Source organism: Pseudoalteromonas phenolica, from assembly GCF_001444405.1.
In the GTDB taxonomy this organism is placed as follows: domain Bacteria; phylum Pseudomonadota; class Gammaproteobacteria; order Enterobacterales; family Alteromonadaceae; genus Pseudoalteromonas; species Pseudoalteromonas phenolica.
The window spans coordinates 254,139-278,273 of record NZ_CP013187.1; the positions used below are offsets into that span (position 1 = coordinate 254,139).

At 43.3% G+C, this 24,135-nt stretch carries 20 protein-coding genes; 14 read left to right on the plus strand and 6 right to left on the minus strand.

Features of this window, described 5'->3' with window-relative positions; translation table 11 throughout:
* Positions 1–12: 12 nt before the first annotated feature.
* Positions 13–675: a single-stranded DNA-binding protein gene (ssb, locus tag PP2015_RS01165; protein ID WP_058028530.1), complete on the plus strand. Its 663-nt coding sequence runs from the start codon at positions 13–15 to the stop codon at positions 673–675.
* A gap of 176 nt (positions 676–851) precedes the next feature.
* Positions 852–2,507, plus strand: coding sequence for an EAL domain-containing protein (locus PP2015_RS01170; protein WP_083496481.1), 1,656 nt, complete (start codon positions 852–854; stop codon positions 2,505–2,507).
* Here PP2015_RS01170 and PP2015_RS01175 read toward each other — a convergent pair.
* The gene (locus PP2015_RS01175; RefSeq protein WP_058028532.1) at positions 2,493–3,407 is read right to left on the minus strand and encodes a 1-aminocyclopropane-1-carboxylate deaminase/D-cysteine desulfhydrase; all 915 of its coding nucleotides are present in this window, start codon (positions 3,405–3,407) and stop codon (positions 2,493–2,495) included. The two genes, PP2015_RS01170 and PP2015_RS01175, sit on opposite strands and share 15 nt — an antisense overlap.
* Positions 3,408–3,620: 213 nt before the next feature.
* Between PP2015_RS01175 and PP2015_RS01180 the strand changes: the two genes are divergently transcribed.
* The 9 genes from PP2015_RS01180 (at position 3,621) to tldD (ending at position 16,390) form a co-directional block, all read left to right on the plus strand.
* Positions 3,621–5,687 (plus strand): SUMF1/EgtB/PvdO family nonheme iron enzyme, encoded by a 2,067-nt coding sequence (locus tag PP2015_RS01180; protein WP_058028533.1) that lies wholly within the window; start codon positions 3,621–3,623, stop codon positions 5,685–5,687.
* Between the two features lie 68 nt (positions 5,688–5,755).
* Positions 5,756–6,799, plus strand: coding sequence for a rod shape-determining protein (locus PP2015_RS01185; protein ID WP_058028534.1), 1,044 nt, complete (start codon positions 5,756–5,758; stop codon positions 6,797–6,799).
* Positions 6,799–7,638, plus strand: a complete 840-nt coding sequence (mreC, locus tag PP2015_RS01190) for a rod shape-determining protein MreC (protein ID WP_058028535.1) — start codon at positions 6,799–6,801, stop codon at positions 7,636–7,638. Before PP2015_RS01185 ends, mreC begins: the two co-directional genes overlap by 1 nt.
* Complete coding sequence (gene mreD, locus PP2015_RS01195; protein WP_058028536.1) at positions 7,631–8,110, plus strand: rod shape-determining protein MreD; 480 nt, start codon at positions 7,631–7,633, stop codon at positions 8,108–8,110. The genes mreC and mreD overlap by 8 nt, the downstream gene beginning before the upstream one ends.
* Positions 8,107–8,685 (plus strand): Maf family protein, encoded by a 579-nt coding sequence (locus PP2015_RS01200; RefSeq protein WP_128724644.1) that lies wholly within the window; start codon positions 8,107–8,109, stop codon positions 8,683–8,685. The genes mreD and PP2015_RS01200 overlap by 4 nt, the downstream gene beginning before the upstream one ends.
* Positions 8,678–10,150 carry a ribonuclease G gene (gene rng, locus PP2015_RS01205; RefSeq protein ID WP_058028538.1) on the plus strand — a complete coding sequence of 491 codons (1,473 nt, stop codon included), beginning with the start codon at positions 8,678–8,680 and terminating at the stop codon, positions 10,148–10,150. The genes PP2015_RS01200 and rng overlap by 8 nt, the downstream gene beginning before the upstream one ends.
* Before the next feature lie 15 nt (positions 10,151–10,165).
* Positions 10,166–14,134, plus strand: coding sequence for a YhdP family protein (locus PP2015_RS01210; protein WP_058028539.1), 3,969 nt, complete (start codon positions 10,166–10,168; stop codon positions 14,132–14,134).
* The gene (locus tag PP2015_RS01215) at positions 14,134–14,958 is read left to right on the plus strand and encodes a carbon-nitrogen hydrolase family protein (RefSeq protein WP_058028540.1); all 825 of its coding nucleotides are present in this window, start codon (positions 14,134–14,136) and stop codon (positions 14,956–14,958) included. Before PP2015_RS01210 ends, PP2015_RS01215 begins: the two co-directional genes overlap by 1 nt.
* Positions 14,951–16,390 carry a metalloprotease TldD gene (gene tldD / locus PP2015_RS01220; RefSeq protein ID WP_058028541.1) on the plus strand — a complete coding sequence of 480 codons (1,440 nt, stop codon included), beginning with the start codon at positions 14,951–14,953 and terminating at the stop codon, positions 16,388–16,390. The genes PP2015_RS01215 and tldD overlap by 8 nt, the downstream gene beginning before the upstream one ends.
* Before the next feature lie 75 nt (positions 16,391–16,465).
* Here tldD and accC read toward each other — a convergent pair whose 3' ends face one another.
* From accC to cutA, 5 genes are all read right to left on the minus strand, one after another.
* Positions 16,466–17,809 (minus strand): acetyl-CoA carboxylase biotin carboxylase subunit, encoded by a 1,344-nt coding sequence (accC, locus tag PP2015_RS01225; protein WP_058028542.1) that lies wholly within the window; start codon positions 17,807–17,809, stop codon positions 16,466–16,468.
* Between the two features lie 23 nt (positions 17,810–17,832).
* Positions 17,833–18,297, minus strand: a complete 465-nt coding sequence (gene accB / locus PP2015_RS01230) for an acetyl-CoA carboxylase biotin carboxyl carrier protein (protein WP_058028543.1) — start codon at positions 18,295–18,297, stop codon at positions 17,833–17,835.
* 17 nt (positions 18,298–18,314) lie between these two features.
* Positions 18,315–18,776, minus strand: coding sequence for a type II 3-dehydroquinate dehydratase (gene aroQ, locus PP2015_RS01235; protein WP_058028544.1), 462 nt, complete (start codon positions 18,774–18,776; stop codon positions 18,315–18,317).
* Between the two features lie 231 nt (positions 18,777–19,007).
* Positions 19,008–20,774 carry a protein-disulfide reductase DsbD gene (gene dsbD / locus PP2015_RS01240; RefSeq protein WP_058028545.1) on the minus strand — a complete coding sequence of 589 codons (1,767 nt, stop codon included), beginning with the start codon at positions 20,772–20,774 and terminating at the stop codon, positions 19,008–19,010.
* Positions 20,774–21,094 carry a divalent-cation tolerance protein CutA gene (gene cutA / locus PP2015_RS01245; RefSeq protein ID WP_058028546.1) on the minus strand — a complete coding sequence of 107 codons (321 nt, stop codon included), beginning with the start codon at positions 21,092–21,094 and terminating at the stop codon, positions 20,774–20,776. The genes dsbD and cutA overlap by 1 nt, the downstream gene beginning before the upstream one ends.
* A 188-nt stretch (positions 21,095–21,282) precedes the next feature.
* Here cutA and PP2015_RS01250 point away from each other — a divergent pair, with 188 nt between their 5' ends.
* From PP2015_RS01250 to groL, 3 genes are all read left to right on the plus strand, one after another.
* Positions 21,283–21,825 (plus strand): FxsA family protein, encoded by a 543-nt coding sequence (locus PP2015_RS01250; protein WP_058028547.1) that lies wholly within the window; start codon positions 21,283–21,285, stop codon positions 21,823–21,825.
* A gap of 149 nt (positions 21,826–21,974) precedes the next feature.
* Positions 21,975–22,262 carry a co-chaperone GroES gene (locus PP2015_RS01255; protein WP_058028548.1) on the plus strand — a complete coding sequence of 96 codons (288 nt, stop codon included), beginning with the start codon at positions 21,975–21,977 and terminating at the stop codon, positions 22,260–22,262.
* Between the two features lie 46 nt (positions 22,263–22,308).
* A complete protein-coding gene (groL, locus tag PP2015_RS01260) occupies positions 22,309–23,955 on the plus strand; it encodes a chaperonin GroEL (RefSeq protein WP_058028549.1) in 1,647 nt (548 codons plus the stop codon).
* Positions 23,956–24,135: the final 180 nt, after the last annotated feature.

The window sequence follows — 24,135 nt, forward strand, 5'->3', positions numbered from 1 at the left end:
GGAGAGTGCGTCATGGCACGCGGTGTAAACAAAGTAATTTTGGTTGGTAACTTAGGCCAAGACCCAGAAGTTCGTTACATGCCAAATGGTAACGGCGTAGCAAATATTAGCATTGCTACAACAGATAGCTGGAAAGATAAAAACACAGGGCAAATGCAAGAGCGTACTGAGTGGCACCGTGTTGTGTTATTCGGTAAATTAGCTGAAGTTGCAGGTGAATACTTACGTAAAGGCTCACAAGTTTATATCGAAGGCCGTTTACAGACACGTAAATGGACAGATCAAAGCGGTCAAGAAAAGTATACAACTGAAATTGTTGTAGACATGGGCGGTCAAATGCAAATGCTAGGTGGTCGTGGCGAGCAGCAAGGCGGTGGCCAGTATCAAGGTCAGCAGTCTGGTGGTTTTAATAATCAACAGTCTCAGTACAACCAAGCGCCACAGCAACAGCAGGCTTCACAACAGCAAGGTGGTTTTGCGCCGCAGCAACCTGCACAACAACAAGGCGGTTTTGCACCGCAACAGCAGCAGTCTCAGCAGGGCGGTTTTGCACCTCAGCAGCAGTCTGGTCAGCAGCAAGGTGGATTTGCACCTAAACCTCAATCAGCGCCACAAGGCGGTGCTTCAAACCCGATGGAACCACCAATCGATTTTGATGATGATATTCCGTTTTAACGAGTAACTCGTTTAGAAACGAAATAGATTTAATAAAACCCTGCTTTTGCAGGGTTTTATTTTTTATAATACTGAAAAAAAATTTGCTAGTTAACGAAGGTGTCTCTTTTAGCGGGCTAAACTTGAGTTTTTAAGACTTGTAGACAACACTTAGTCAATGTTGATTGAGGTGTTGTATGGTGATGAAGCCGTTATTTAAACGCGTAACAGACACATTATCTAAGTGGTATTTAGCAATAGCTTCGATATTACTCGTATGCTTTCTGAATGCATTACTCATTCATCTATTTCATCTACAGATCCATCAAAGAGGCATGCAGTTTGTTCAGCAAGTGAGCCTACTTTCTGAAGCAGAACGAACAGACGACAAACTCGACACATTAGCGCGACAATTCAACTTGCAGTATGTTTCATTGGGACCTCAACGCATCTCACAAATGAATGATTTAGATGTATTTGAATTTGCGAATGTAACTTTATACGTAAAGCATCCAAAGGTGCTACAGGAGTATGCCAGCACGCTATTGATGTTTAACCTGTTATTTGTTGGGTTAATTGTATTTGCTTATCGCTGGTGGTTGATTTACCAAGTCAGGCCCAAATCATTTCTGCGACAATCACACAGAGCTTTACCCGTTGAAAGAGAAACTGTGTTGCCATCAATTCAACAGCCTAGGAGTACGGACGAGAGTTTATTCAACATTTTCGCGTTAATAAAATGGAGCTATCACCTTGGGGAGAGCATCGATGCCCAACAGCACTTTTCTATTCAATTTCAGAAGCATTTTTCAGGTTATGCTACATGCTCGGTGAAGTATTTAAACTCAGGGGCATTAGCTGTAACCATTGAGCAGGTTGCATGGGGGGATGTTTCTGCAGTGAGTAAAAAAATGCATGAAGTTGTGTATCAGATCCTATTTGCTATTCGTGGTGACTTGTCTAGAAAAGTGGTGAAATTAGGCGGCTGTTACTACCAGTCAAAAAGCGATCAAACCCAAGTATATCAACTTGCACGCTCAGCCTTGAGTGTCGCGACTAATAATGTGTGGCAACATATTCACCTTACTCCACTCAATAAAACGCATGAAATAACTATGCAAAGCTCGGAATCAGATTTCATCAAATATATTGAGAATGGGCAATTCATTCTCTTCTTTCAGCCTTTATTTTGTTTTGCGACCCAAGAAATTACGCAAAGCGAGGCGTTATTGAGAGTGAGGCATGAGAAGCTAGGTTTAATTGCGGCTAAGCAATTCGTACCTCAGTTACATAGCAAAGAAAGTCTATGGACGTTAGATACCTTTATTGTCGAACATACTTTTAAAGTATTGGATAAAGACAAAAGCCATTTGTTGGCCAGTGTGAATATTCATACTATTAACTGGTGCGACCCAAAGTTTGCAAATTGGCTTTTGAGTAAGTTAGAACAAAGCAAATTAGCAAATCGTGTACTCTTCGAAATGACCTTAGATGATTTTTGTCAGCAGCGTGTTTTGCTTGAGGATATCGTGTTTAAACTAGACATTGTTGGTACGGGCTTAGTACTTGATCAAGTATCAGAGTCGTTTAACGTGAAAGATTTAAAACACATTAAATGTATCAAAGCACTCAAGTTATCTTTTGACCTTGTTCACAACATCGATGAGTCACATACACAACAAAAAGTTGTACGCCATATCGTTAGGCAGGGTAAACAGCTAGGACTACCTGTTTATGCAGTAGGTGTTGAAACCCAAACCGAACTTCAATGCTTGCAGCGTTTAGGTGTTAAGGGGGCGCAAGGTTATTACTTCTCTGAGCCTCTTCAGCAATTAGAATTAGCGGGCTATTAGGCCACGATACCGTAAACCATCAAGACCTTGTAAACCACCCGTATGGATGGCAGTTATTCGGCTTCCTTGTGGAAAATAATCTTGGCTAATGAGTTGCCAAACGGCAAATAGCATTTTACCTGTATATACCGGCTCAAGAGGTAATTTATAAGCTTGGTGCATGAACTGACAAAATGCCCAAACATCATCGGTAAATTTACCATATCCACCATAATGATGATTGGTTAACAATTGCCATGGAGCCCCTGAGTGTGTGCTTGTAAGTAGCTGAGCGATTTCTTGATTGAGATACTCGGCTTGTTTTAGTACAGCAATACCAATCACTTGGGTATTATGAGTGCATCCTTTTGCAAGCCCAGCCACTGTGCCACCACTGCCTGTTGCGCAAATGACATAGTCTGACTGTGGTAAGCTTGCTGCTAGTTCAGCTACACCACGCAGTGCTGCATGATTAGTACCGCCTTCAGGAATAATAAAGCTGTTAGGAAATTCAGTTTGTAAGGTTTGCAAATAAGCAGGAGCATGGCGCGATCGATACGTTTTTCGGTTTACCGCATATAAGTTCATACCACAGGCTCGAGCCATTTTAATCGTAGGGTTACTTTCATCAATCTCAGGACCTCTAATTATTGCGTGGCCAGTTAAATTGAAAGTTTTACACGCCATTGCACTTGCATATAAATGGTTCGAGAAAGCACCGCCAAAGGTGACGAAAGAGTCATAGCCTTTGCTTTTCATATTGATCAAGTTGTATTTGAGCTTACGCCATTTATTACCAGAAATAACAGGATGCAATAAATCATCTCGTTTAATTGAGAGTTTGATTTTTTTTTGTTCAAGTAATGGGTGCTTAATTTCTTGAACGGGAGATTCAGGCAATGCAAACTGATTATTATCCATACTGATGAAGAAAGAGTGTAAAACCTCAGTCTAACAGCTGAGATCTTGAGATGAAAATATTTCTAGAAAGGTAGCAAGCGGGTGGATAATAGTTGTAAACTCACATATTAGTGTGTTCAAAGCTTGTGTTTTACTGTTTAAGTACATAGCATAAAGCATTAAATATAAAAAATAACAAAGACCAAATAATCGCCGCTTTTGGGAATGGAAAATATGCGAATCGCTCCTTTATCTCTCTTGATATCTGCTACGTTACTGGCAGCTAATGTATTTGCACAAGATACCGCGACCGTTACAGCCATTGAAGCTGAATTGTCAGTCAAGCAAAATGAATTAGAAAATTATACGCAGATTTTAGATAAACACTTAAGTGAAGAAACTCGCTTGGTGTCACAACTAGATCTATTAAGAAACCGTTCCACCGAGCTAGATAAAGAAAAGAACCAAGCGCTCGATGCAATGAATGAGCTGTATCGTAGGCTTATTGATGATCCTTCCTTGAACATCTCAGCCGCCCAAACACGATACCAAGAAGCGGTTGCGCTGCATAAGCAAAATAAAGAAGATATCACTATGCAATTGGCGGCGATTGCATCTCATCGACAAGATATCAAACAGATTCGTATTACCAAACACACGTTAGTAAACACCCTTGAAAGCTTAAAAGATCAGCTAAGTACTGCTCGAGTCGAGCGTTTGAGAAATGAGTTTAGCCGAGAAGGCACGCTAGAAATCGAACATACCATTAACTGTAAGCGCACAGAAACGCTTGCAGCGTGTGAGCAACGTGGACAACAGATGGGTCTGCAAAAATCAACTCAGCGATTTATCGATCAATTATTTGCGAATTTAACTGAGCAACGTTTGGTTGAGCCAAAACGTAATCTTGCTGGTGCGCAAGTAAAAGTAGTGAGTAGTCACGTGACTGCAAGTTCTTTCAGTGGTCAAGGTAACTACAGTGTCAACTTGAGTGTCACTATGCGAGGCGATGTGAATGCTAGCCGCCTTTGTGGTTTATTGAGTGTTGATAACCGCTTCTGTTCAGAGTACGGCACACCATTGTCAGGTGGTATTGGTTATCAAAACAGTTATCCAACAACATTTTCTGACACTCAGTTTAATTACTCAGAAGAGAATGCAGTGGCGCAACAGCGGGCTGTTATGCCTGTTGTAGAGCGTGCGCCAACACCTATTGCATCAGCACCGGTTCAGAAACAGGCTGATAAATTGGTTGAATTAACGTTACGCTCAAATGTTTATGATGATGAAGTATTCATAAATGGTGTGAGCTATGGCTCAACAAAACTGAATTTACAAATTCCGGTTGGTATGCATGAAATTGAAGTACGTAAGCTGGGGTATGAACCTTATAAAACGCGTGTGAATATTCGCCGCGCACAAACAATCCATGCGCAGCTTGTAAAAAAGCCTAGAGCGGCAAAGGTAGCTCAACCTTTGTCGTCGAACCCACAAGTCGAGACTAAAAAGGTAGAGCAACCTGCAGTAAGTCTAGTTTCAGAGTCGCCAGTTACATCTCAGGCAGTGAGTTTGGTTAATCAGTCAGTGAACAACCAAATCAGTATTATTCCTGCCGGCTCATTTAAAATGGGAGACCTAACGGGCAACGGTTTGGCGAATGAGAGGCCTGTGGTTGAGAAAGTGCTGAGCAACTCATACGCGATGCAAAGCAAAGAAGTGACAGTTTCTGAATTTAGACGCTTTGTACAAAGCACAGGGTTTGTCACCGAAGCTGAAAAAGCAAAAGGGTGTGCTTACTACAGAAATGGCGAGCCTGTTTGGGAGCTAGACTATAGCTGGCAAAATCCAGGTTATGAGCAAAGTGAGAACTTTCCGGTTGTTTGTGTGTCTTATGAAGACGCCAAAGCCTATGCAAACTGGTTATCTGGTGAAGAAGGTAAACAGTATCGTTTACCGAATGAGGTTGAGTGGGAGTACGCAGCGCGTGCAGGCACAACGTCAGAATACCCTTGGGGTAATGAGATTGGTAAAAACCTAGCAAACTGTGGTTGGTGTGGCAGTGAATGGTCAAATAAGAGTGCAGCTCCTGTTGGTGAGTTTGCACCTAATAACTATGGCCTATATGACACGGTAGGTAACGTGTGGGAGTGGACACAAAAACGCGCCTCTCAGAATGATGTTACTGTACGCGGTGGCGCTTGGAACTTTGCACCAAGTCTTGCGCGTGTATCGACCCGTTTGGCGTTAGCGCCCGATTTCAGAGCAAATTATATTGGCTTTCGTCTAGTACGAGAGCGCTAAAAATTATTAGTGGCAGCCTAGTTGGCTGCCACTGTGTTTAAAAGAATTCTTTAAGGTTATTCAACCTCATGTTTAAAAAATTACGCGGATTATTCTCTAACGACCTATCAATCGATTTAGGTACGGCAAACACCCTTATTTATGTTAAAGAAGAAGGTATTGTATTAAACGAGCCTTCAGTAGTGGCTATTCGCCAAGAGCGTGCTGGTGGTCCAAAAAGTGTGGCATCGGTAGGTACTGCGGCTAAGCAAATGCTAGGCCGTACACCTGGCAACATTAAAGCCATTCGCCCAATGAAAGATGGGGTGATTGCTGATTTCTATGTGACTGAAAAAATGCTGCAGCACTTCATCAAGCAAGTGCACAATAATAATTTTATGCGTCCAAGTCCACGCGTACTTATTTGTGTACCTTGTGGTGCAACGCAAGTTGAAAAGCGTGCTATTCGTGAATCAGCAATGGGGGCTGGAGCCCGTGAGGTTTACCTAATTGAAGAGCCTATGGCAGCGGCGATTGGTGCTGGCTTACCAGTATCTGAAGCAACCGGCTCTATGGTTGTCGATATCGGTGGTGGTACAACCGAAGTTGCGATTATCTCGTTAAACGGTGTGGTTTATTCATCATCTGTGCGTATCGGTGGTGATAAGTTTGATGAAGCGATCATCAACTATGTGCGTCGTAACTTTGGTAGTTTAATCGGCGAAGCGACCGCAGAGACTATCAAGCATGAAATTGGTTCGGCATTTAAGAGCGAAGAGCCTATTGAAATTGAAGTTCGCGGTCGTAACCTAGCGGAAGGTGTGCCACGTTCATTTACTCTAAATTCACATGAAATCTTAGAAGCACTACAAGAGCCATTAATGGGTATCGTGAGTGCGGTAATGGTTGCACTAGAGCAATCTCCACCAGAGCTTGCTTCTGATATCTCAGCCCACGGTATGGTACTAACGGGTGGTGGAGCGCTACTAAAAGATCTAGATAGACTACTGATGGAAGAAACGGGTATTCCAGTAGTTGTTGCTGATGACCCTCTCACATGTGTTGCTCGTGGCGGTGGTAAGGCGTTAGAAATGATTGATATGCATGGTGGTGATGTATTTAGCTACGACTAATGAATCTATTATTTGGCCGTACGATATCACTACAATTTAGGCTGACCGTAGCGGTCATTTTAAGTATTTTACTGATACTTGGTGATCGCTATACGAGTGGCGGTACGGTGTTGCGTACCAGTTTGCACACTCTGGTAAGCCCACTGTTGTACTTTGCTAATGTGCCGTATGAGGTACTAAGCTTAGGTGCGCGTAGCTTACAAACTCGAGATCAATTGCTTGATGAGAACCAAGCACTCAGAGAAAAACAGTTGCTTCAGAGTGAGCAACTGCAGCAACTACAATTCCTCCAAAAAGAAAACCAAGAGCTTAGAGCACTGTTAAATGCCTCTTCACGAGAAGCAAGCTCGCGTCTTATTGGTCAAGTACTTTCTGTGCATTCAAACCGTTATAGTCATCAGGTGGTGATAAACCGAGGCACAATTGATGGTTTGCAAATAGGCCAAGCGGTTATTGATGAACTCGGCATTGTCGGACAAGTTACGCATACCGGCACCACAACTTCTCGCGTCTTACTCGTGACAGATACCACGCATGCGACACCAGTGCGTATTTTAAGAAATGATGTACGCACAGTTGTTGAAGGCATGGGTAAATTAAATCAGTTAACCCTGTCTCATGTACCCCATAGTTTAGATGTGAGAATTGGTGATGTGTTGGTTACTTCAGGGTTAGGCGGTACTTTTCCTGAGGGGTATCCTGTTGCTGTTGTAACTTCTATAGATCGTGATGAAAGCGTACCTTTTGCTAAAGTGTATGCGGAACCAATTGCGCAATTAGACCGAGTCCGCTTATTGGTGGTATTAGGAAAACAAAGCCTGGAAACTCGTAATGATTAAACGTCATTATTTATTAATTTGCTTTTCACTTTTTTTAGCTTTGGTTATGGCACTGATGCCGTTACCTTTGTCGACAGATATCTTTAGACCTGATTGGGTTCTGTTGGTACTGATGTACTGGTCATTGGCCTTGCCACATCGCGTGAATATTGGTTGGGCGTGGGTGACTGGTCTCATTATAGACCTAGCAACAGGTTCACCGCTCGGCGTTAATTCATTGTGCTATTCAGTATGTATTTACATCACCGTAAGTAACTTCCAAAAAATTCGTAACTTCTCAATTTGGCAACAAGCTGTACTTGTGGGGTTATTCTTAGCCTTGTATCACTTACTGCAATTTTGGTTGAATCACTTTTTACTCGATATTTATTTCAATCCTGAGTACTTATGGCCTGCTTTGACGGGAATGTTTTGTTGGCCATGGATTTTCTTATTGCTGCGTAAATATCGAAGACAATTTAGGATCAGATAATGACCATGCTTTACCTCGCTTCAGCTTCAGCAAGACGTAAACAACTGCTTGCGCAATTGGGCTATGAGTTCACACAATTTTCAGTTGATGCAGATGAATCGCAGTTAGTTGGTGAAACACCTCTACAATTAGTTGAACGTTTGGCCCGTCTTAAGGCTCAAACAGGGGTTGCTTTAGGCTATGATGACAAACCTGTGTTGGGCAGTGATACCGTTGTTGTGGTGGATAATTTAGCACTGGGCAAACCTGTAGATGAAGCTGACTTTACAGCTATGATGCAGCGTTTATCGGGTCGAACACATCAAGTATTAACCGCCATTGCCGTTGCCAACAAACATCGAATATTAAGTCAGGTGGTGGTGACGGATGTGACGTTTAAAGCATTAACAAATGAAGAAATTGCCGCTTATTGGCAGTCGGGTGAACCACAAGACAAAGCTGGCGGGTATGGGATCCAAGGTCTCGGAGGTCGTTTTGTTACCCAGATGTCGGGTAGCTATTTTGCCGTAGTAGGCTTACCTTTATATGAGACAGATGAATTAATAAAAGCATTTATAGCGGGGGCGCATGAGTAGTGAATTATTAATTAATGTGACACCAAGTGAGAGCCGTGTCGCATTAATCGAAAATGGCGTGCTGCAAGAAATACAAGTTGAGCGAGTGGGCAACCTAGGTATTGTAGGCAATATTTACTTGGGTAAAGTGAGCCGAGTGTTACCAGGTATGCAGGCTGCCTTTGTAGATATAGGCCTAGAAAAAGCCGCATTTTTGCACGCTTCTGATATCGTCAACAGTGCCTCTGTTGAGGAAGGTGTGGATGATCAGCCCGTCAAAAAAGTACAAGATATTCGTGAATTGGTTAAGCAAGGCCAATATATCATGGTACAAGTGGTAAAAGACCCTCTGGGCACCAAAGGGGCACGTTTAACCACAGATATTACCATTCCTTCGCGTTATTTAGTGTTTATGCCAGATGCCACACATGTTGGCGTAAGTCAGCGTATTGAAACCGAAGAGGAACGCAGTCGCCTTAAAAAAATTGTGGCGCAATATAATGATGAAAATGGTGGCTTTATTGTCAGGACTGCAGCAGAAGGCGCGACCGAAGCCGAGCTGCAACACGATGCTGAGTTTTTGAAAAAGCTATGGCAGAAAATCATTGGACGTCGTCGAAAAACCAGTAAAGCAGCCATTTTGCACGAAGATCTGACTCTGGCGTTTAGAACATTACGTGATTATGTCGGCGAAGACATGGAGCGAATTCGCGTTGATTCAAAGCTGACCTATCAAGAGCTCAAAACCTTCACTGAAGAGTTCGTACCGCTGTTGTCTAATGCTTTAGAGTACTATCCAGGTGAGCGACCGATTTTCGACTTGTTTGACGTTGAGAGTGAAATTCAAAAAGCGCTACACAGGAAAGTAGAACTAAAATCGGGTGGCTATTTAATCATAGATCAAACTGAAGCAATGACGACAGTTGATGTAAATACTGGCGCGTTTGTTGGTCACCGAAACTTAGAAGAAACCATTTTTAATACCAATGTCGAAGCAACTTCAGCCATTGCTCGTCAGCTAAGACTCCGTAATTTAGGTGGTATCATCATCATTGACTTTATCGATATGGTGTCAGATGAACATAAGCGCCGTGTATTACATTCTCTAGAAACTGCACTTTCTAAAGACAGAGCAAAAGCCAATATTAACGGTTTGTCGGCTCTAGGCTTAGTTGAAATGACACGTAAACGAACGCGTGAAAGTTTAGAGCATATTTTATGTGATGTATGCCCATCATGTTCAGGTCGCGGCTCATTGAAAACAGTTGAAACTGTTTGTTATGAGATCCTGCGTGAGATCGTTCGAGTAAACCGCGCCTACGATGCCGATAAGTTCATGGTTTATGCATCTGCTGCGGTGAGTGAAGCATTAATTAATGACGAGTATCACAACCTTGCAGAGCTTGAACTGTTTATTGGTAAACAAGTCAGTATTCAAACTGAAAACTTGTATAGCCAAGAGCAGTTTGATGTTGTCATGATGTAAGGTGATTCATTACCCATGCAGGTTAAAGCGGTATGTTTTTTTTGTTTGCGAAAAGTGTGGCAGCTAATTGCTGTCACGCTGGTTTTGCTTGCCGTTTTGGTCTCTGTTTTTCGTTATAGCCTGCCTTATGCGAATGACTATAAACACGACCTAGAAGTGCTCATTAATGAGCAATTCGATGTTGACTTGCGTATTGGTTCTATCACTGCAAGTTGGGAAGGCGTCGGTCCAGCCCTTGTTCTAGAAAACGTAACCTTTGATGATAATAATAATTCACCAATCCGACTGCGTATCGATAACACCAGTCTGCAAATTAATGTTATTGAGTCGTTACGCTTTCTGCAGCTGAGATCTGACTATTTTGTTTTAGAAGGTTTTGCCGCAGATGTCGATTTAAATGCACTAGATATCTCAACTCAACAAAGCGATACCGAGTTTGAACAACAGGCTTTAATAGAAAGCTTATTTCTGGGTGAGTCAGGGCACTTTGCAATCAAAAATAGCAGCCTTAACCTCACGATGCGCAATGGCAAAGAGCATACCTTGCTGCTTGAGGATGTTATTTGGCAAAACAATGTGTTGGCACACCGAGGCACAGGTGTGGTTGGGATCCCAGGACTCACCGAAGGGCAATTAAGTGCTGATTTACTTTTAACGGGTAAGACATTGGCTGAATTAGCTGGAGAGGTTTACTTTCAAGCGTCCCAAGTAGATCTGCAAGATTGGCTATCGCCTTATCTAGATGAAAATAAACAAGACCTACACACTGATATAAACGGTCAAATGTGGTTGTCATTGGCACATGGTAAGGTCAAAAACATTCAGTTGAATATGAAGCCGAGCCATATTCATTGGCAGCAAAATGATCAAGCACAGCAACTCAGTTTAATGCAGGCAAAAGGCTTGATGTTGCCAAGTGAATCTGGGTGGTCATTACAAAGTTCAGAGATAAACTTCACCCGTAATAATCTTGCTTACACAGATATTTCGATAGTTGCTGAATTGGCAGAGCGCCAATCCGTATGGTTTAAGGGGCTAGATTTACCACTTATTTCAGAGTTTATTCAATTAACTAATTTACCAAATACAGACTTAATTGCTGAGTTAGCCCCTGAAGGCGCACTGCAAGGTAAGCTCGAATTTCAGGCTAAGGCTGCACCTAAAGTGTGGCTCTACTCTGACAAACTAAAGTGGCAGTATGCCCGAGGTATCCCAGCCACTGAGCCAATGCGATTAGAAATGAACGCAATTGGAGAACAGGCAGTGATAGAGCTATCTGCACAACAAGGGCAGCTTCATACAGCAGATATGTTTGCTAAACCGATAGCCTATGAGCAGTTAGTTGGGCGCTTTGATATTTATAAATTTAATGATCACTGGCGTGTTACCAGTGATTCGATTTGGCTCGATAATGAAGACCTTACCCTTGCAGCAGAAATGCAGTTGCGGTTACTAGAGCACCCCGAACTTGATCTATATGTTGAAGTGAAAGGTGGCAATGGGAAAATCGCAAAAAATTATTTTCCACAGACTTTAATGGCTGAGTCACTCATCAACTATTTAAATGACGCCATCAAAGCGGGTCAGCACCTTGGCTCTCAAGTATTATTGTCAGGTAAGCTAGCAGATTTTCCGTATATAGATAAAACAGGTCGGTTCGAAGTTTTATCAGAACTCACTCAGGCAGAATTTGCATTTGCGCCCGAGTGGCCCGCGGTTAAAGAAGCGGCTGCGACCTTGCATTTTGTTAACGAGCGCATGGATATTTATGTTGATGAGGGCAAGCTAATTAACCAATCTATCGATGGCGGCGTACAAGTGAGTCTGGCAAACTTAGAGCAGGCAAATAACCTAATTGTCGATATAAAACAAACAACACCAGCGCAAAGCTTAGGCGCATTTTTTGCTGAAACTCCTCTAAAAGATCCTTTAACAAATGTATTCGATGTCGTACAAGCGCAAGGCTCTGTGACAGGAGACGTGTTACTCGATATCGACCTAAAAAGTCTCGCCGTAAATGCCACTGGCCGAGTGCTATTGGATGATAACTCAGTATATTTAGCTCAACCGGGCATGCAGTTAAACCAGGTGAATGGTACATTAGATTTTAATGACGAAATTATCGATTTAAAAGCGGCAACTGCATCTTGGTTAGATATGCCGATCACTTTATCGGTGCATGGTGCATCACACGCACAATCTTACAAGGTTGAAATAGATACGTTACTTAAAGCGAGTACGGATAAGCTATTACCTTATGGGCATGGGATCATGTACGGTTACTTGGATGGAGCAACCGACTTAAAGACGCATGTCACATTAGACTTTGCACCACAAGGATTTACTTATAACGCTGACTTTAAATCTGACTTGGTTGGCTTAGAAAGTCTTCTGCCGCTACCTTATAGCAAAGAAGCAGAGACCAGTTGGCCCTTATCTGGTCAAGTTCGTGGTGACGATATTTCAAATCTCATTACGGCAAGTATTCAAGAAAAGTTATTCTTTAATGCCATTTTAGAGAATGAAACCGGTCGCTTTAGCAATACTCACATTATTGCAGCAAGACAAGACCGAGGTTTAGCGCAACAAGATTTTCAAGTATCTATTGAGCTTCCTGAAGTTGCGTTAGTACCTTGGATCGACTTTATTGACCGATTAATTCAACTCAGTGCCAAGCCTTCAGACAAGCCTAGTATGTTGCCCAAGCTCCATGAAATTTCAGCACAAATAAATGCGCTAACGATTTCAGGTTTACCGTTTAATGATTTTGAGATGCGCTTAAAGCCCGTGGCAGCAGGCACTCAAATTCGTCTCAATGCCAAAGAGTTACGTGCTACGGTTGCGGTACCAGAGGGGGGCTCTAGCCGACCAATTCAAATTGAGAGTGATTTTTTACGTTTAAATGTACCAGAATCAGAATCTGATGCTGCCACCTCTGAACCTGATAGTGCTGAGTCGTTACAATGGCTAACTCGCATGCCTGCCATTGAAATGTTGTGTGCTGATTGTAGAGTGAAGACTTATCAATTAGATAAGGTATCACTTTCTATGTTCGGTGATGGGGAAAAGTTTAATATTTCAGAGTTAGTGGTTGATAAGCAGGATCATGTATTTCGAGGTCAAGGAAGTTGGCAAGACGGCATGACGGAGATCAGCGGGATCATGAATAGTCGTGATATTGGTGAGCTGCTTTCTGAATTCGACTTAACCTCGTCAATTAAAGATTCAAAAGCCAATATGCACTACCAGCTTAGTTGGCAAGGTGCGCCCTATAAAGTTCATGTGCCGAGTTTAGCTGGTGACATTCAATGGGAGTTAGGTGAAGGTCATTTATCAGAGGTAAGTGACAAAGGCGCACGAGTGTTCTCATTGTTGAGTTTAGATTCACTAGTACGTAAATTAAAACTCGATTTTCGCGATGTCTTTTCAAAAGGTTTCTTTTACAACAGCATGGAAGGAAGTATGCAAATCGCAGAGGGGATCGCGTACACCAAAGACACGAAAATGGATGGGGTTCCTGCTGATTTGACCATTCAAGGTTTTGCCAATTTAGACACCCAAGAAATTAACTATGATTTAGCGGTTGCGCCTCAAGTGACGTCGAGTTTGCCTGTGATTGTGGGGTGGATGGTGAACCCAGTAACGGGTATTGCCGCTTTGGCACTCGACCAAGTATTGCACTCGGCAAGGGTTATCTCTGAAATTAAGTTTAAAGTTACAGGCACTATGCAAGAACCAGTGGTAACTGAGATTGATAGAAAGAGTCGAGAGATCGAGCTCCCTAAACCTGCGCAAAGTGAGCCCCCAGCTCCGAGCGAGCAACCTGCTTCGCAGCCAGTTGCAGAAGGTGGGACTGTCATTCAGCCGCCTTCGGATGCAGGCCTTACTCAGAGTGAGAAGTTAGAAACGAATCAAGCTTCATTAGAAACGCAACAAAACGAACAAAGCAAAAACACAGATAAAGCGAACGAAGGAGGAAATTAATGCATCCTCAGGCCTTTATTGTGCAGATGTGCTCAACCATGAGCGCAGAGCAAAACTTCAACTATCTGCAACAGCAACTTACCCAAGCAAATTTAAAACAACCGACTTTAGTCTGTTTACCCGAAACTTGGTTATGTTTTAACAAAGACGGCGTAACAACGCTTGAGCAGAGTAAAAGCAATCACCTTTGGGTTGAGAAGTTAGCGCAACTGTGTCGCCAATTTGGTATTTGGCTTGCAGCAGGCACTATAGCATTACCCTCTGAAAATACTGGTAAATACCATGCTGCCAGCCTACTCTTTAATGAGCAGGGTGAGGTTGTCGCGCAATACAACAAGATCCATTTATTTGATGCGCAAGTACAAGATGGTAGTGGTGGCTATCGAGAGTCCAAGTTTACCCAAGCGGGCAGTGATGTGGTAGTTGTCGATTCGCCCTTTGGCAGAATTGGTTTAAGTGTATGTTATGATGTGCGTTTTGCAGGCCTTTATCAGCAGATGATGGCACTGGGTGCAGATATTATTTTAGTCCCTAGCGCATTTACCACAGTCACTGGCGAAGCGCATTGGTTGCCTTTACTACAAGCCCGAGCCATAGAAACACAGTGCTATGTATTGGCGGCAGCACAAGTAGGACAGCATGACAATGGCAGAGCGACTTACGGCCACAGTGTTGCTATCTCACCTTGGGGTGAGGTGTTAGTGAATGCCAAAACTGAGCTGACAAACATAGAGTGTCAGCTAGATTTATCAGAACTCCAACAAGTTCGTGCCAGTTTACCTGTGCACCAACATAACCGATTTAAGAGCACGTTTTATGAATAATGTTGAGCAGAACTTATTAACGGATAGCCAGCTTACCAGAGAGCAACTGGAGCAAACTCTAAGCTATATTCACCAACATCAAGTTGATTACGCAGATTTATACTTTCAATCAAGTTATAACGAGACTTGGGTGTTAGAAGATGGCCTCGTAAAAGAAGGCAGTTATAACATCGAGCGTGGTGTCGGTGTGCGTGCGGTATCAGGAGAAAAAACAGGTTTTTCATACTCAGATGCCATCAACATTGAAGCATTAAATAAAGCGGCAATGGCGGCGCGTAGTATCGCGCAAGCGGGTGAAAGCAAAACTGTACAAGTATTTAGTGATGTCTCAGCTAAGCAGCAATTTGCGCCACTGCAACCAATCACCAGCATGAGTGATAACGATAAGGTTGCACTATTAAAAGAGATTGAAAACTACATTCGTGAGCTTGCGCCTGATGCACAGCAGGTTGTCAGCTCCATGTCTGCTGTTTATGAAGAAGTGTTAGTGGCAGCCAGTGACGGTACTTTTGCAACCGATATTCGTCCGCTGATCCGCCTCAATTGCTCTGTATTACTTGAGAAAAATGGTCGCCGTGAACGTGGCGGTGCGGGTGGCGGTGCTCGTCTAGATTATGGCTATTTTAAAGAGCTAGTCGATGGCAAACCGCGCTGGATGGAATACGCCAAAGAAGCAGTTCGTATGGCAAAGGTAAACCTAGAAGCCATTGACGCACCAGCAGGTGCTATGCCGGTTGTATTAGGCGCTGGTTGGCCGGGCGTACTGTTGCATGAAGCGGTAGGTCATGGTTTAGAAGGCGACTTTAACCGTAAAGGCGCATCGGCATTCAGCGGAAAAGTGGGCGAGCAAGTGGCTTCTAGCTTATGTACCGTAGTCGATGATGGCACTATGTCAGATCGTCGAGGTTCTTTAAACATTGATGACGAAGGCACGCCAGCAGGTTACAACGTGCTTATTGAGAATGGCATTCTGAAAGGCTACATGCAAGATAAGATGAATGCGCGACTGATGGGCGTGGCTCCAACCGGCAATGGTCGTCGCGAGTCTTACGCGCATTTACCCATGCCACGTATGACCAATACCTATATGCTACCGGGTGAACACAGCCAAGAAGAGATCATCAGTACCGTGAAAAAAGGCGTGTTTGCCTCAAACTTTGGGGGTGGTCAGGTTGATATTACTTCGGGTAAGTTTGTATTCTCAGCCTCTGAAGCGTATTTAATTGAAGATGGCAAGATTACGCAACCGATTAAAGGTGCAACATTGATAGGTAATGGACCAGATGTAATGCATAAGATCTCTATGGTCGGTAACGATTTAGAGCTAGATCGCGGTGTTGGCGTATGTGGTAAAGATGGTCAAAGTGTTCCGGTTGGTGTGGGCCAGCCAAGCTTGAAAATCGACGAAATCACAGTTGGCGGTACAGCTTAAATTTCAGTTAGCTTTGAATTAAAGACATAAAAAAACCGATATCATTGATATCGGTTTTTTTGTAAAAGCGGTGTCTTATTGAAGACCTAGCTTTTTCTCTAGGTAATGAATGTTTGTGCCACCATTTTGGAAATGCTCATCCGCAAGGATGTCTTTATGTAATGGTGTGTTGGTTTTAATACCATCGATCACTAATTCATTTAAAGCATTACGCGCACGCGCGATTGCAACATCACGGTTCTCACCATAAGTGATAAGCTTACCGATCATTGAGTCGTAATGTGGTGGTACAGTGTAGTCAGCATAAATGTGGCTGTCCCAACGAATACCTAAGCCGCCTGCAGGGTGGAAGCGTGTGATTTTACCCGGTGAAGGAATAAAGCTCACAGGATCTTCTGCGTTAATACGACACTCAATTGCGTGGCCTTTAATCACAACGTCATCTTGTGTAATTGACAGAGGTTGACCCGCAGCGATTTTCAACTGCTCTTTGATTAGGTCAACACCAGTAACCATTTCAGTTACAGGGTGCTCTACCTGAATACGTGTATTCATTTCGATGAAGTAGAATTCGCCATTTTCGTATAGGAATTCGAACGTACCCGCACCGCGATAACCGATTTCGATACATGCACGTGTACAACGATCACCGATGAACTTACGCATTTCAGCTGTGATACCTGGCGCTGGTGCTTCTTCAACGACTTTCTGGTGACGACGCTGCATTGAACAGTCACGCTCACCTAAGTGAATTGCATTACCTTGACCATCAGCTAACACTTGAACTTCGATGTGACGAGGGTTTTCAAGGAATTTCTCCATGTAAACCATGCCATTACCAAAGAACTGTTTTGCTTCTTGTTGAGTTAATGCGATTGAATCAATTAACTCTTGTTCAGAGCGAACAACACGCATACCACGACCACCGCCGCCGCCAGCTGCTTTGATGATTACTGGGTAACCAATACGCTTAGCGATTTGAACGTTACGCTCGTTGTCTTCAGTCAGTGGACCGTCTGAACCTGGTACACAAGGTACACCCGCTTTACGCATCGCTTCGATGGCTGACACTTTGTCGCCCATTAGACGAATTGTGTCGCCTTTAGGACCGATAAATACGAAGCCACTTTGCTCAACTTGATCTGCAAAATCAGCATTTTCAGATAAGAAACCGTAGCCCGGGTGAATTGCAACTGCGTCAGTTACTTCAGCCGCAGCAATAATACGAGGAATATCTAAGTAACTCTCAGCAGCAGCTGGTTTACCGATACAAATCGTTTCGTCTGCAAGTAGCACGTGCTTTAAGTCACGGTCTGCTGTTGAATGCACAGCAACCGTTTTAATACCTAGCTCTTTACAGGCACGCAATACGCGAAGTGCAATTTCACCTCGGTTCGCAATGACTACTTTGTCTAACATAGCATTTGCCTTCTATTGCGTGATTATTCGATGATGAATAGTGGTTGGTCGAACTCTACTGGCTCACCGTTTTCAACTAGGATAGCTTTAACTACGCCTGCTTTGTCAGCTTCGATTTGGTTCATCATCTTCATCGCTTCAACGATACATAGTGTGTCGCCAACGTTTACAGACTGACCAACTTCAACGTACTTAGGTGCTTCAGGAGAAGCTGCTGCGTAGAAAGTACCAACCATTGGAGAAAGTACTTTATGACCAGCAGGCTCTGCCGCTGCTGCCGGAGCCGCTTCAGCTGCTGGCGCAGGTGCCGCCGCAGGCGCTGCTACAGGTGCAGGTGCTGCAGCATAATGCTGTGGTTGTGCTGCGATAACTGGAGCGCTGCTGTGACGGTTAATACGTACCGACTCTTCACCTTCAGTGATCTCTAGCTCTGCAATGCCTGATTCTTCTACTAATTCGATAAGTTTTTTAATTTTGCGAATGTCCATAATGGCCCGCCTGTTAGTTAATTTGCGTTATTTTTGTTGTGCAGTAGATGATGTGCGGCATTTAATGCTGCTTCATAACCTAGTGCGCCTAATCCACATATCACCCCTTCGGCCACGTCAGAAAAATAAGACTTATGACGAAAAGGTTCGCGTGCATGTACGTTAGATAAATGCACTTCGAAAAACGGTATGCTGACACTTAACAGTGCATCGCGAAGCGCAATACTGGTATGCGTAAAAGCGGCAGGGTTAATGACAATGGCATCGATAGCTTGCCATGCACCATGAATTGTATTTATTAGTTCTGCTTCACTATTACTTTGTACATGTGTCAGCGTGATATTCAGTTGCTCAGCTTGCTTTTCAAGGTTGTTCACAATGTCAGGCAAAGTCTGTGTGCCATATTTCTCAGGCTCTCTACGGCCTAACATATTCAAATTTGGGCCATTGAGTACTAAAATCTTAAATTTTGCAGACATAATTCGCGAAATTCCTTAAAAGCTATAACAAACTAAAAATTCACTCTATTCAGTTCGTTAAACTAAGCTGTTCGATTGAAAATAGCAACTTTTTCTCACGTTCGCAGACTATTATAGAGAGTTCGTGTTAAATAGCAGCAAAATACTGGTCTAATCAGCAAGGTGATGAGGTAGGTCAATAGTGTAGGCTGCTTGCTGAATTTATCTGCGCACAGCCTAATGTTTGTGTGTTTATTGTACCGTTTGGCGGACTTTTTCTAGATGGGCGGTAAATTCTTCTGCGCTTTGAAAGCCGGTGATCCGTAAATTGCTCAGCTCGTTGCCTTGCGCATCAAAAAATAGGATGGCAGGTAAACCAACCACATCAAAGGTTTGGTAAATCTCTTTACTCACCTCATTGGTCACGGTCAGATCAAGTTTTAGTAAAGAGAAATCTTCAAACGCTTGCTTCACTTTGTCGTCTGAGAAGGTGTATTTCTCAAACTCTTTACAGGCGACACACCAATCAGCGTATAAGTCGACCATGGCAATTTTGCCCTGTTGGTTAGCTTGGGCAACTTCTTCACGCAGTGCAGCTAAATCAGGAAGCAGTTTAAACTTACCATCAGATGCGGTAGCAACCGCTGTTACTTTGGCTGGTGGCATTAATACATGCTTTGCCGTTAATACACCTCCTATCATGAATAACACGGCAGCAGCCCAAAGTGTTGTTTTAAGCTTACTGGCTTGCTCTTGGCTTTGCCAATGGTGCAAAAAGAGTGCAGTAATAACCAGCCATACGCTGCCAAGTAAAAGAATGGTATTCCATTCAAGAATACGTTCTAACAAAACTAAAGGCACTACCAGCATTACGAAGCCAAACAGCATTTTCACTTGTTCCATCCAAGCGCCTGCTTTAGGCAGCAATTTACCGCCAGAAGTACCCAATAGTAACAGTGGTAGACCCATGCCAAGGCTTAGCACATAGAGAGTTAAACCACCCACGAGGTAGTCGCCACTTTGCGCAACATAAAGTAGGGCAGCAGAGAGCGGAGCCGTGGTACACGGTGAAGCAATTAGGCCAGACAGCACACCCATAAAGAATACGCCCGTATAGTTCCCCCCTTTTTGTTGGTTGCTGACGTTAGTTAAACGCGTCATAAACTTCTCTGGCAGTTTAATTTCATACCAACTAAACATGGCAAAAGCTAGTAATACAAACAGTAAACTGAAGCTAATCAGTACCGCAGGGCTTTGTAAGTAACCTTGAATTTGCCCACCAACCGCAGCAACAACTAGACCAAGCGCAGCGTAAGTGACGGCCATGCCTTGTACATACACAAATGACAGTGCGAATGCTTTTTTCGTCGATAATTTTGATTGACCGGCAATCAAACTCGACAAGATAGGGAACATAGGAAACACGCAAGGTGTAAATGCTAACAGCACGCCAACCCCAAAAAACACAGCAAGATTAGTTAAAAAATCTTGCTCAGCGAGCTTATTGACGAAGTCGTTACTATTATTACCTGCTGATGCAGTCGTCTCAGTGATTTTACTTGGCTTATCTGATGCTTTGTTCAGCATAGAAAGCGGAATAGTGATCACTTCAGGTGGGTAACAGAGTCCAGCTTCGGCACAACCTTGGTAGCGAATTTTAACGACGGCATCTTCACCAATTTCACTCAGTCTAGAAACAACAACCAGCTCATCAAAATACACTTCGGTTTTACCAAAGAACTCATCTTCTATTTCAACACCTGGGTCGAGTTCCGGCACTTTGATTTTGGCATTCTTCGCAATGATCTCGAGCTTATGCTTATATATGTAGTAACCAGGTGCAATGTCCCAGCCAGTGAATAAGACGGTGCCTTGTTGATCGAAATCGAACTGAAAAGCTTCGTTTACCGGTAAGAAGGTTTGTTGTTTTGGGGCTAAAAGGCTATTTAACACCGTGTTGTTCGCTGCCTGTGCGGGAAGCATAAACAGCAAGCAAAGCAAAAATGCCACTATGCGCATTAACTCAGTACCTCATTTATCCAATTAAAATAGTCAGGGTTGCCAGTCGATACATCAAGAACTTGGATCTCAGGCACATCATAGCTGTGGTGGCATTTAATACATGCCATTAATTCTTCCAAGCGTTGTACGTTGGTCTTAATGAAAAGTTTACTTTCTGTTTGCTGTTCAACTTTTCCTTGCCATACATAGACAGACTCCACTTCGGGCAAAATGTTTACACAGGCAGCCAATTTTTTCTCAACGAGTATCGCAGCAAGTTTGCGCGCGTCATTTTTAGTCTCACATGTGGTGAGCACAATTTTATAATCGCTTGTCATAAGGTGTTTTTCTCTAAAACCTGTTCACCAAAACCACGTATCATACTAGCGCAATGAATGGGCTAGCCCAAACGCTCGTTTACGCAAACTTACAATATAGTTGCTTTATAAAGGTGTATTTTGCGCCAGATTACTTGAAAATAGACCGAACTAGCCATATTTCTCTTTCATTGACTTTAGGAGACCCTATGTTCCGTATTTTATTTTTGCTTTTTATTGTGGTTCCCATTATTGAGATTGCGCTACTTATTCAAGTGAGTGATGTGATTGGTGGGTTTGCGACCATCGCATTAGTCATTATTACCGCCATCATTGGCGCTAAGTGTGTTAAACAACAAGGTTTAGGCGCGTATACCAATGTGCAACAACAAATGGCGCAGGGCCAGTTGCCGGGCGAGCATATTTTTACTGGTCTGTGTGTGATCATCGCAGGTGTTTTATTAATGACACCGGGTATCATGACAGACGTACTTGGCTTTCTTTTATTAACTCCAGCTGTGCGCCGCTCATTATCTAAAGCGTTATTGGCACAAGCATCAGTAAAAGTACAAACTGGCTTTGGTGGTGGTTTTGGCGCAGGCTTTGGTCAAAGCAGCCAACAAAGCACGCAGCAAAACAACCCTTTTGAGCAGCAAGCAAATCGTCCGTTTGAAGACGCTCAACCTCGTCAACCAGAGCGTAACGTTGACGGCTCGAACACCTTTGAAGGTGAATATAAGCGTAAAGATTAAAAATTTTTAATTTTTTCTCTTGGGTTTTGAAAAATACATCCCCATAAAGAGTTGCAACAAAGATTTAAAGTTTTAGCCCAAGGCAATTGGGCTAATTGGTAGAAAATTAACATTCTGTCATTGTTCAAATTGTTAGGAGAACGACACACATGAACATTCGTCCTTTACATGATCGCGTTATTGTTAAGCGTCTAGAAGAAGAAACAAAGTCTGCTGGCGGTATCGTACTAACTGGTTCTGCAGCAGAAAAATCAACACGTGGTGAAATCGTTGCTGTTGGTAACGGTCGCGTGTTGGACAATGGTGAAGTAAGAGCACTTCAAGTAAAAGCAGGCGACACTGTACTGTTTGGCTCATACATTGAGAAAACAGAGAAGATCGAAGGTCAAGAGTACCTGATCATGCGCGAAGACAATATCTTAGGTATTGTTGAATAAGTCGAACTTACGGTTTTTACATACAGAATTTAGAGGAATATAAAACATGGCAGCTAAAGAAGTATTATTCGCAGGTGACGCACGCACAAAAATGTTAGCGGGCGTAAACGTACTAGCAAATGCAGTTAAAGTAACATTAGGTCCTAAGGGTCGTAACGTTGTTTTAGACAAGTCATTTGGCGCACCAACTATCACTAAAGACGGTGTATCTGTAGCGAAAGAAATCGAACTAGAAGACAAGTTCGAAAACATGGGCGCACAGATGGTTAAAGAAGTAGCGTCTAAAGCAAATGACGCTGCAGGTGACGGTACAACTACTGCAACGGTACTAGCACAAGCTATCGTGAATGAAGGCCTTAAAGCGGTTGCTGCGGGTATGAACCCAATGGATCTTAAGCGTGGTATCGACAAAGCAGTTGTTGCTGCAGTTGAAGAACTAAAAGCGCTTTCAGTTCCTTGTGCTGACGCAACTGCAATCGCGCAGGTAGGTACTATTTCTGCTAACTCAGACAAAGAAATCGGCGACATCATTGCAGAAGCAATGGAAAAAGTAGGCCGTGAGTCTGGTGTTATCACAGTTGAAGAAGGTCAGTCTCTAGAGAACGAACTAGACGTAGTAGAAGGTATGCAGTTTGACCGCGGTTACCTATCTCCGTACTTCATCAACAACGCTGAAAAAGGCCAAGTTGAGCTAGATAACCCACACATTCTTCTGGTAGACAAAAAAGTATCTAACATCCGTGAGCTACTGCCTACGCTAGAAGCGGTTGCTAAAACAAGCAAGCCACTACTTATTATTGCTGAAGACCTTGAAGGTGAAGCACTAGCAACGCTAGTAGTTAACAACATGCGTGGCATCGTGAAAGTTGCAGCGGTTAAAGCACCTGGTTTTGGCGACCGTCGTAAAGCAATGCTACAAGACATCGCGATTCTAACTGGCGGTACAGTTATCTCTGAAGAGATTGGTCTAGAGCTTGAAAAAGCAACGATTGAAGATCTAGGTACAGCTAAGCGCGTTGTTATCACTAAAGATGACACAACAATCATCGACGGTGTTGGTGAGCAAGCTGCAATCGACGGTCGTGTTGAGCAGATCAAAGCACAAATCGCAGAAGCAACGTCTGATTACGACAAAGAAAAGCTACAAGAGCGCATGGCTAAACTAGCTGGCGGCGTAGCAGTAATCAAAGTAGGTGCTGCAACTGAAGTTGAAATGAAAGAGAAGAAAGACCGTGTTGAAGATGCACTACACGCAACTCGCGCAGCGGTTGAAGAAGGTGTTGTACCAGGTGGTGGTGTTGCATTAGTTCGCGTAGCAAGCAAGATTGCAGAGCTTACAGGTGATAACGAAGACCAAAACCACGGTATTAAAGTTGCACTACGTGCAATGGAAGCACCACTTCGTCAAATCGTTTCAAACGCAGGTGACGAAGCATCAGTTGTTGTAAACAACGTTAAAGCGGGCGAAGGTAACTATGGCTTCAACGCGGCGAACGGTACTTACAGCGACATGCTTGAAATGGGTATTCTAGATCCAACTAAAGTAACGCGTTCAGCACTTCAGTACGCTGCATCAGTTGCGGGTCTTATGATCACAACAGAAGCAATGGTTTCTGAAATCCCGCAAGAAGCTCCAGCTGCACCAGACATGGGTGGCATGGGCGGAATGGGTGGCATGGGCGGCATGATGTAATCATCCCCCAAGCACTAAACGCTTTTAAAAAAGCCTCGCATTTGCGAGGTTTTTTGCGTTAAGGGCTATGCTTAGTGACTCGTCGTAATGCGTTGAGTTATTGAAATTAAGTATTTACTCTAAGGCGATTTTAAATTCTAACAGCTGCTGAGAACCAGGCTCAGCACGTAAAGGATATTC

Excerpts from the sequence above, each read along its gene's own strand:
- ssb (WP_058028530.1), top strand. The coding sequence starts at position 13 with ATGGCACGCGGTGTAAACAAAGTAATTTTGGTTGGTAACTTAGGCCAA.
- PP2015_RS01170 (WP_083496481.1), top strand. The coding sequence starts at position 852 with ATGGTGATGAAGCCGTTATTTAAACGCGTAACAGACACATTATCTAAG.
- PP2015_RS01175 (WP_058028532.1), bottom strand. The coding sequence starts at position 3,407 with ATGGATAATAATCAGTTTGCATTGCCTGAATCTCCCGTTCAAGAAATT.
- PP2015_RS01180 (WP_058028533.1), top strand. The coding sequence starts at position 3,621 with ATGCGAATCGCTCCTTTATCTCTCTTGATATCTGCTACGTTACTGGCA.
- PP2015_RS01185 (WP_058028534.1), top strand. The coding sequence starts at position 5,756 with ATGTTTAAAAAATTACGCGGATTATTCTCTAACGACCTATCAATCGAT.
- mreC (WP_058028535.1), top strand. The coding sequence starts at position 6,799 with ATGAATCTATTATTTGGCCGTACGATATCACTACAATTTAGGCTGACC.
- mreD (WP_058028536.1), top strand. The coding sequence starts at position 7,631 with ATGATTAAACGTCATTATTTATTAATTTGCTTTTCACTTTTTTTAGCT.
- rng (WP_058028538.1), top strand. The coding sequence starts at position 8,678 with ATGAGTAGTGAATTATTAATTAATGTGACACCAAGTGAGAGCCGTGTC.
- PP2015_RS01210 (WP_058028539.1), top strand. The coding sequence starts at position 10,166 with ATGCAGGTTAAAGCGGTATGTTTTTTTTGTTTGCGAAAAGTGTGGCAG.
- PP2015_RS01215 (WP_058028540.1), top strand. The coding sequence starts at position 14,134 with ATGCATCCTCAGGCCTTTATTGTGCAGATGTGCTCAACCATGAGCGCA.
- tldD (WP_058028541.1), top strand. The coding sequence starts at position 14,951 with ATGAATAATGTTGAGCAGAACTTATTAACGGATAGCCAGCTTACCAGA.
- accC (WP_058028542.1), bottom strand. The coding sequence starts at position 17,809 with ATGTTAGACAAAGTAGTCATTGCGAACCGAGGTGAAATTGCACTTCGC.
- accB (WP_058028543.1), bottom strand. The coding sequence starts at position 18,297 with ATGGACATTCGCAAAATTAAAAAACTTATCGAATTAGTAGAAGAATCA.
- aroQ (WP_058028544.1), bottom strand. The coding sequence starts at position 18,776 with ATGTCTGCAAAATTTAAGATTTTAGTACTCAATGGCCCAAATTTGAAT.
- dsbD (WP_058028545.1), bottom strand. The coding sequence starts at position 20,774 with ATGCGCATAGTGGCATTTTTGCTTTGCTTGCTGTTTATGCTTCCCGCA.
- cutA (WP_058028546.1), bottom strand. The coding sequence starts at position 21,094 with ATGACAAGCGATTATAAAATTGTGCTCACCACATGTGAGACTAAAAAT.
- PP2015_RS01250 (WP_058028547.1), top strand. The coding sequence starts at position 21,283 with ATGTTCCGTATTTTATTTTTGCTTTTTATTGTGGTTCCCATTATTGAG.
- PP2015_RS01255 (WP_058028548.1), top strand. The coding sequence starts at position 21,975 with ATGAACATTCGTCCTTTACATGATCGCGTTATTGTTAAGCGTCTAGAA.
- groL (WP_058028549.1), top strand. The coding sequence starts at position 22,309 with ATGGCAGCTAAAGAAGTATTATTCGCAGGTGACGCACGCACAAAAATG.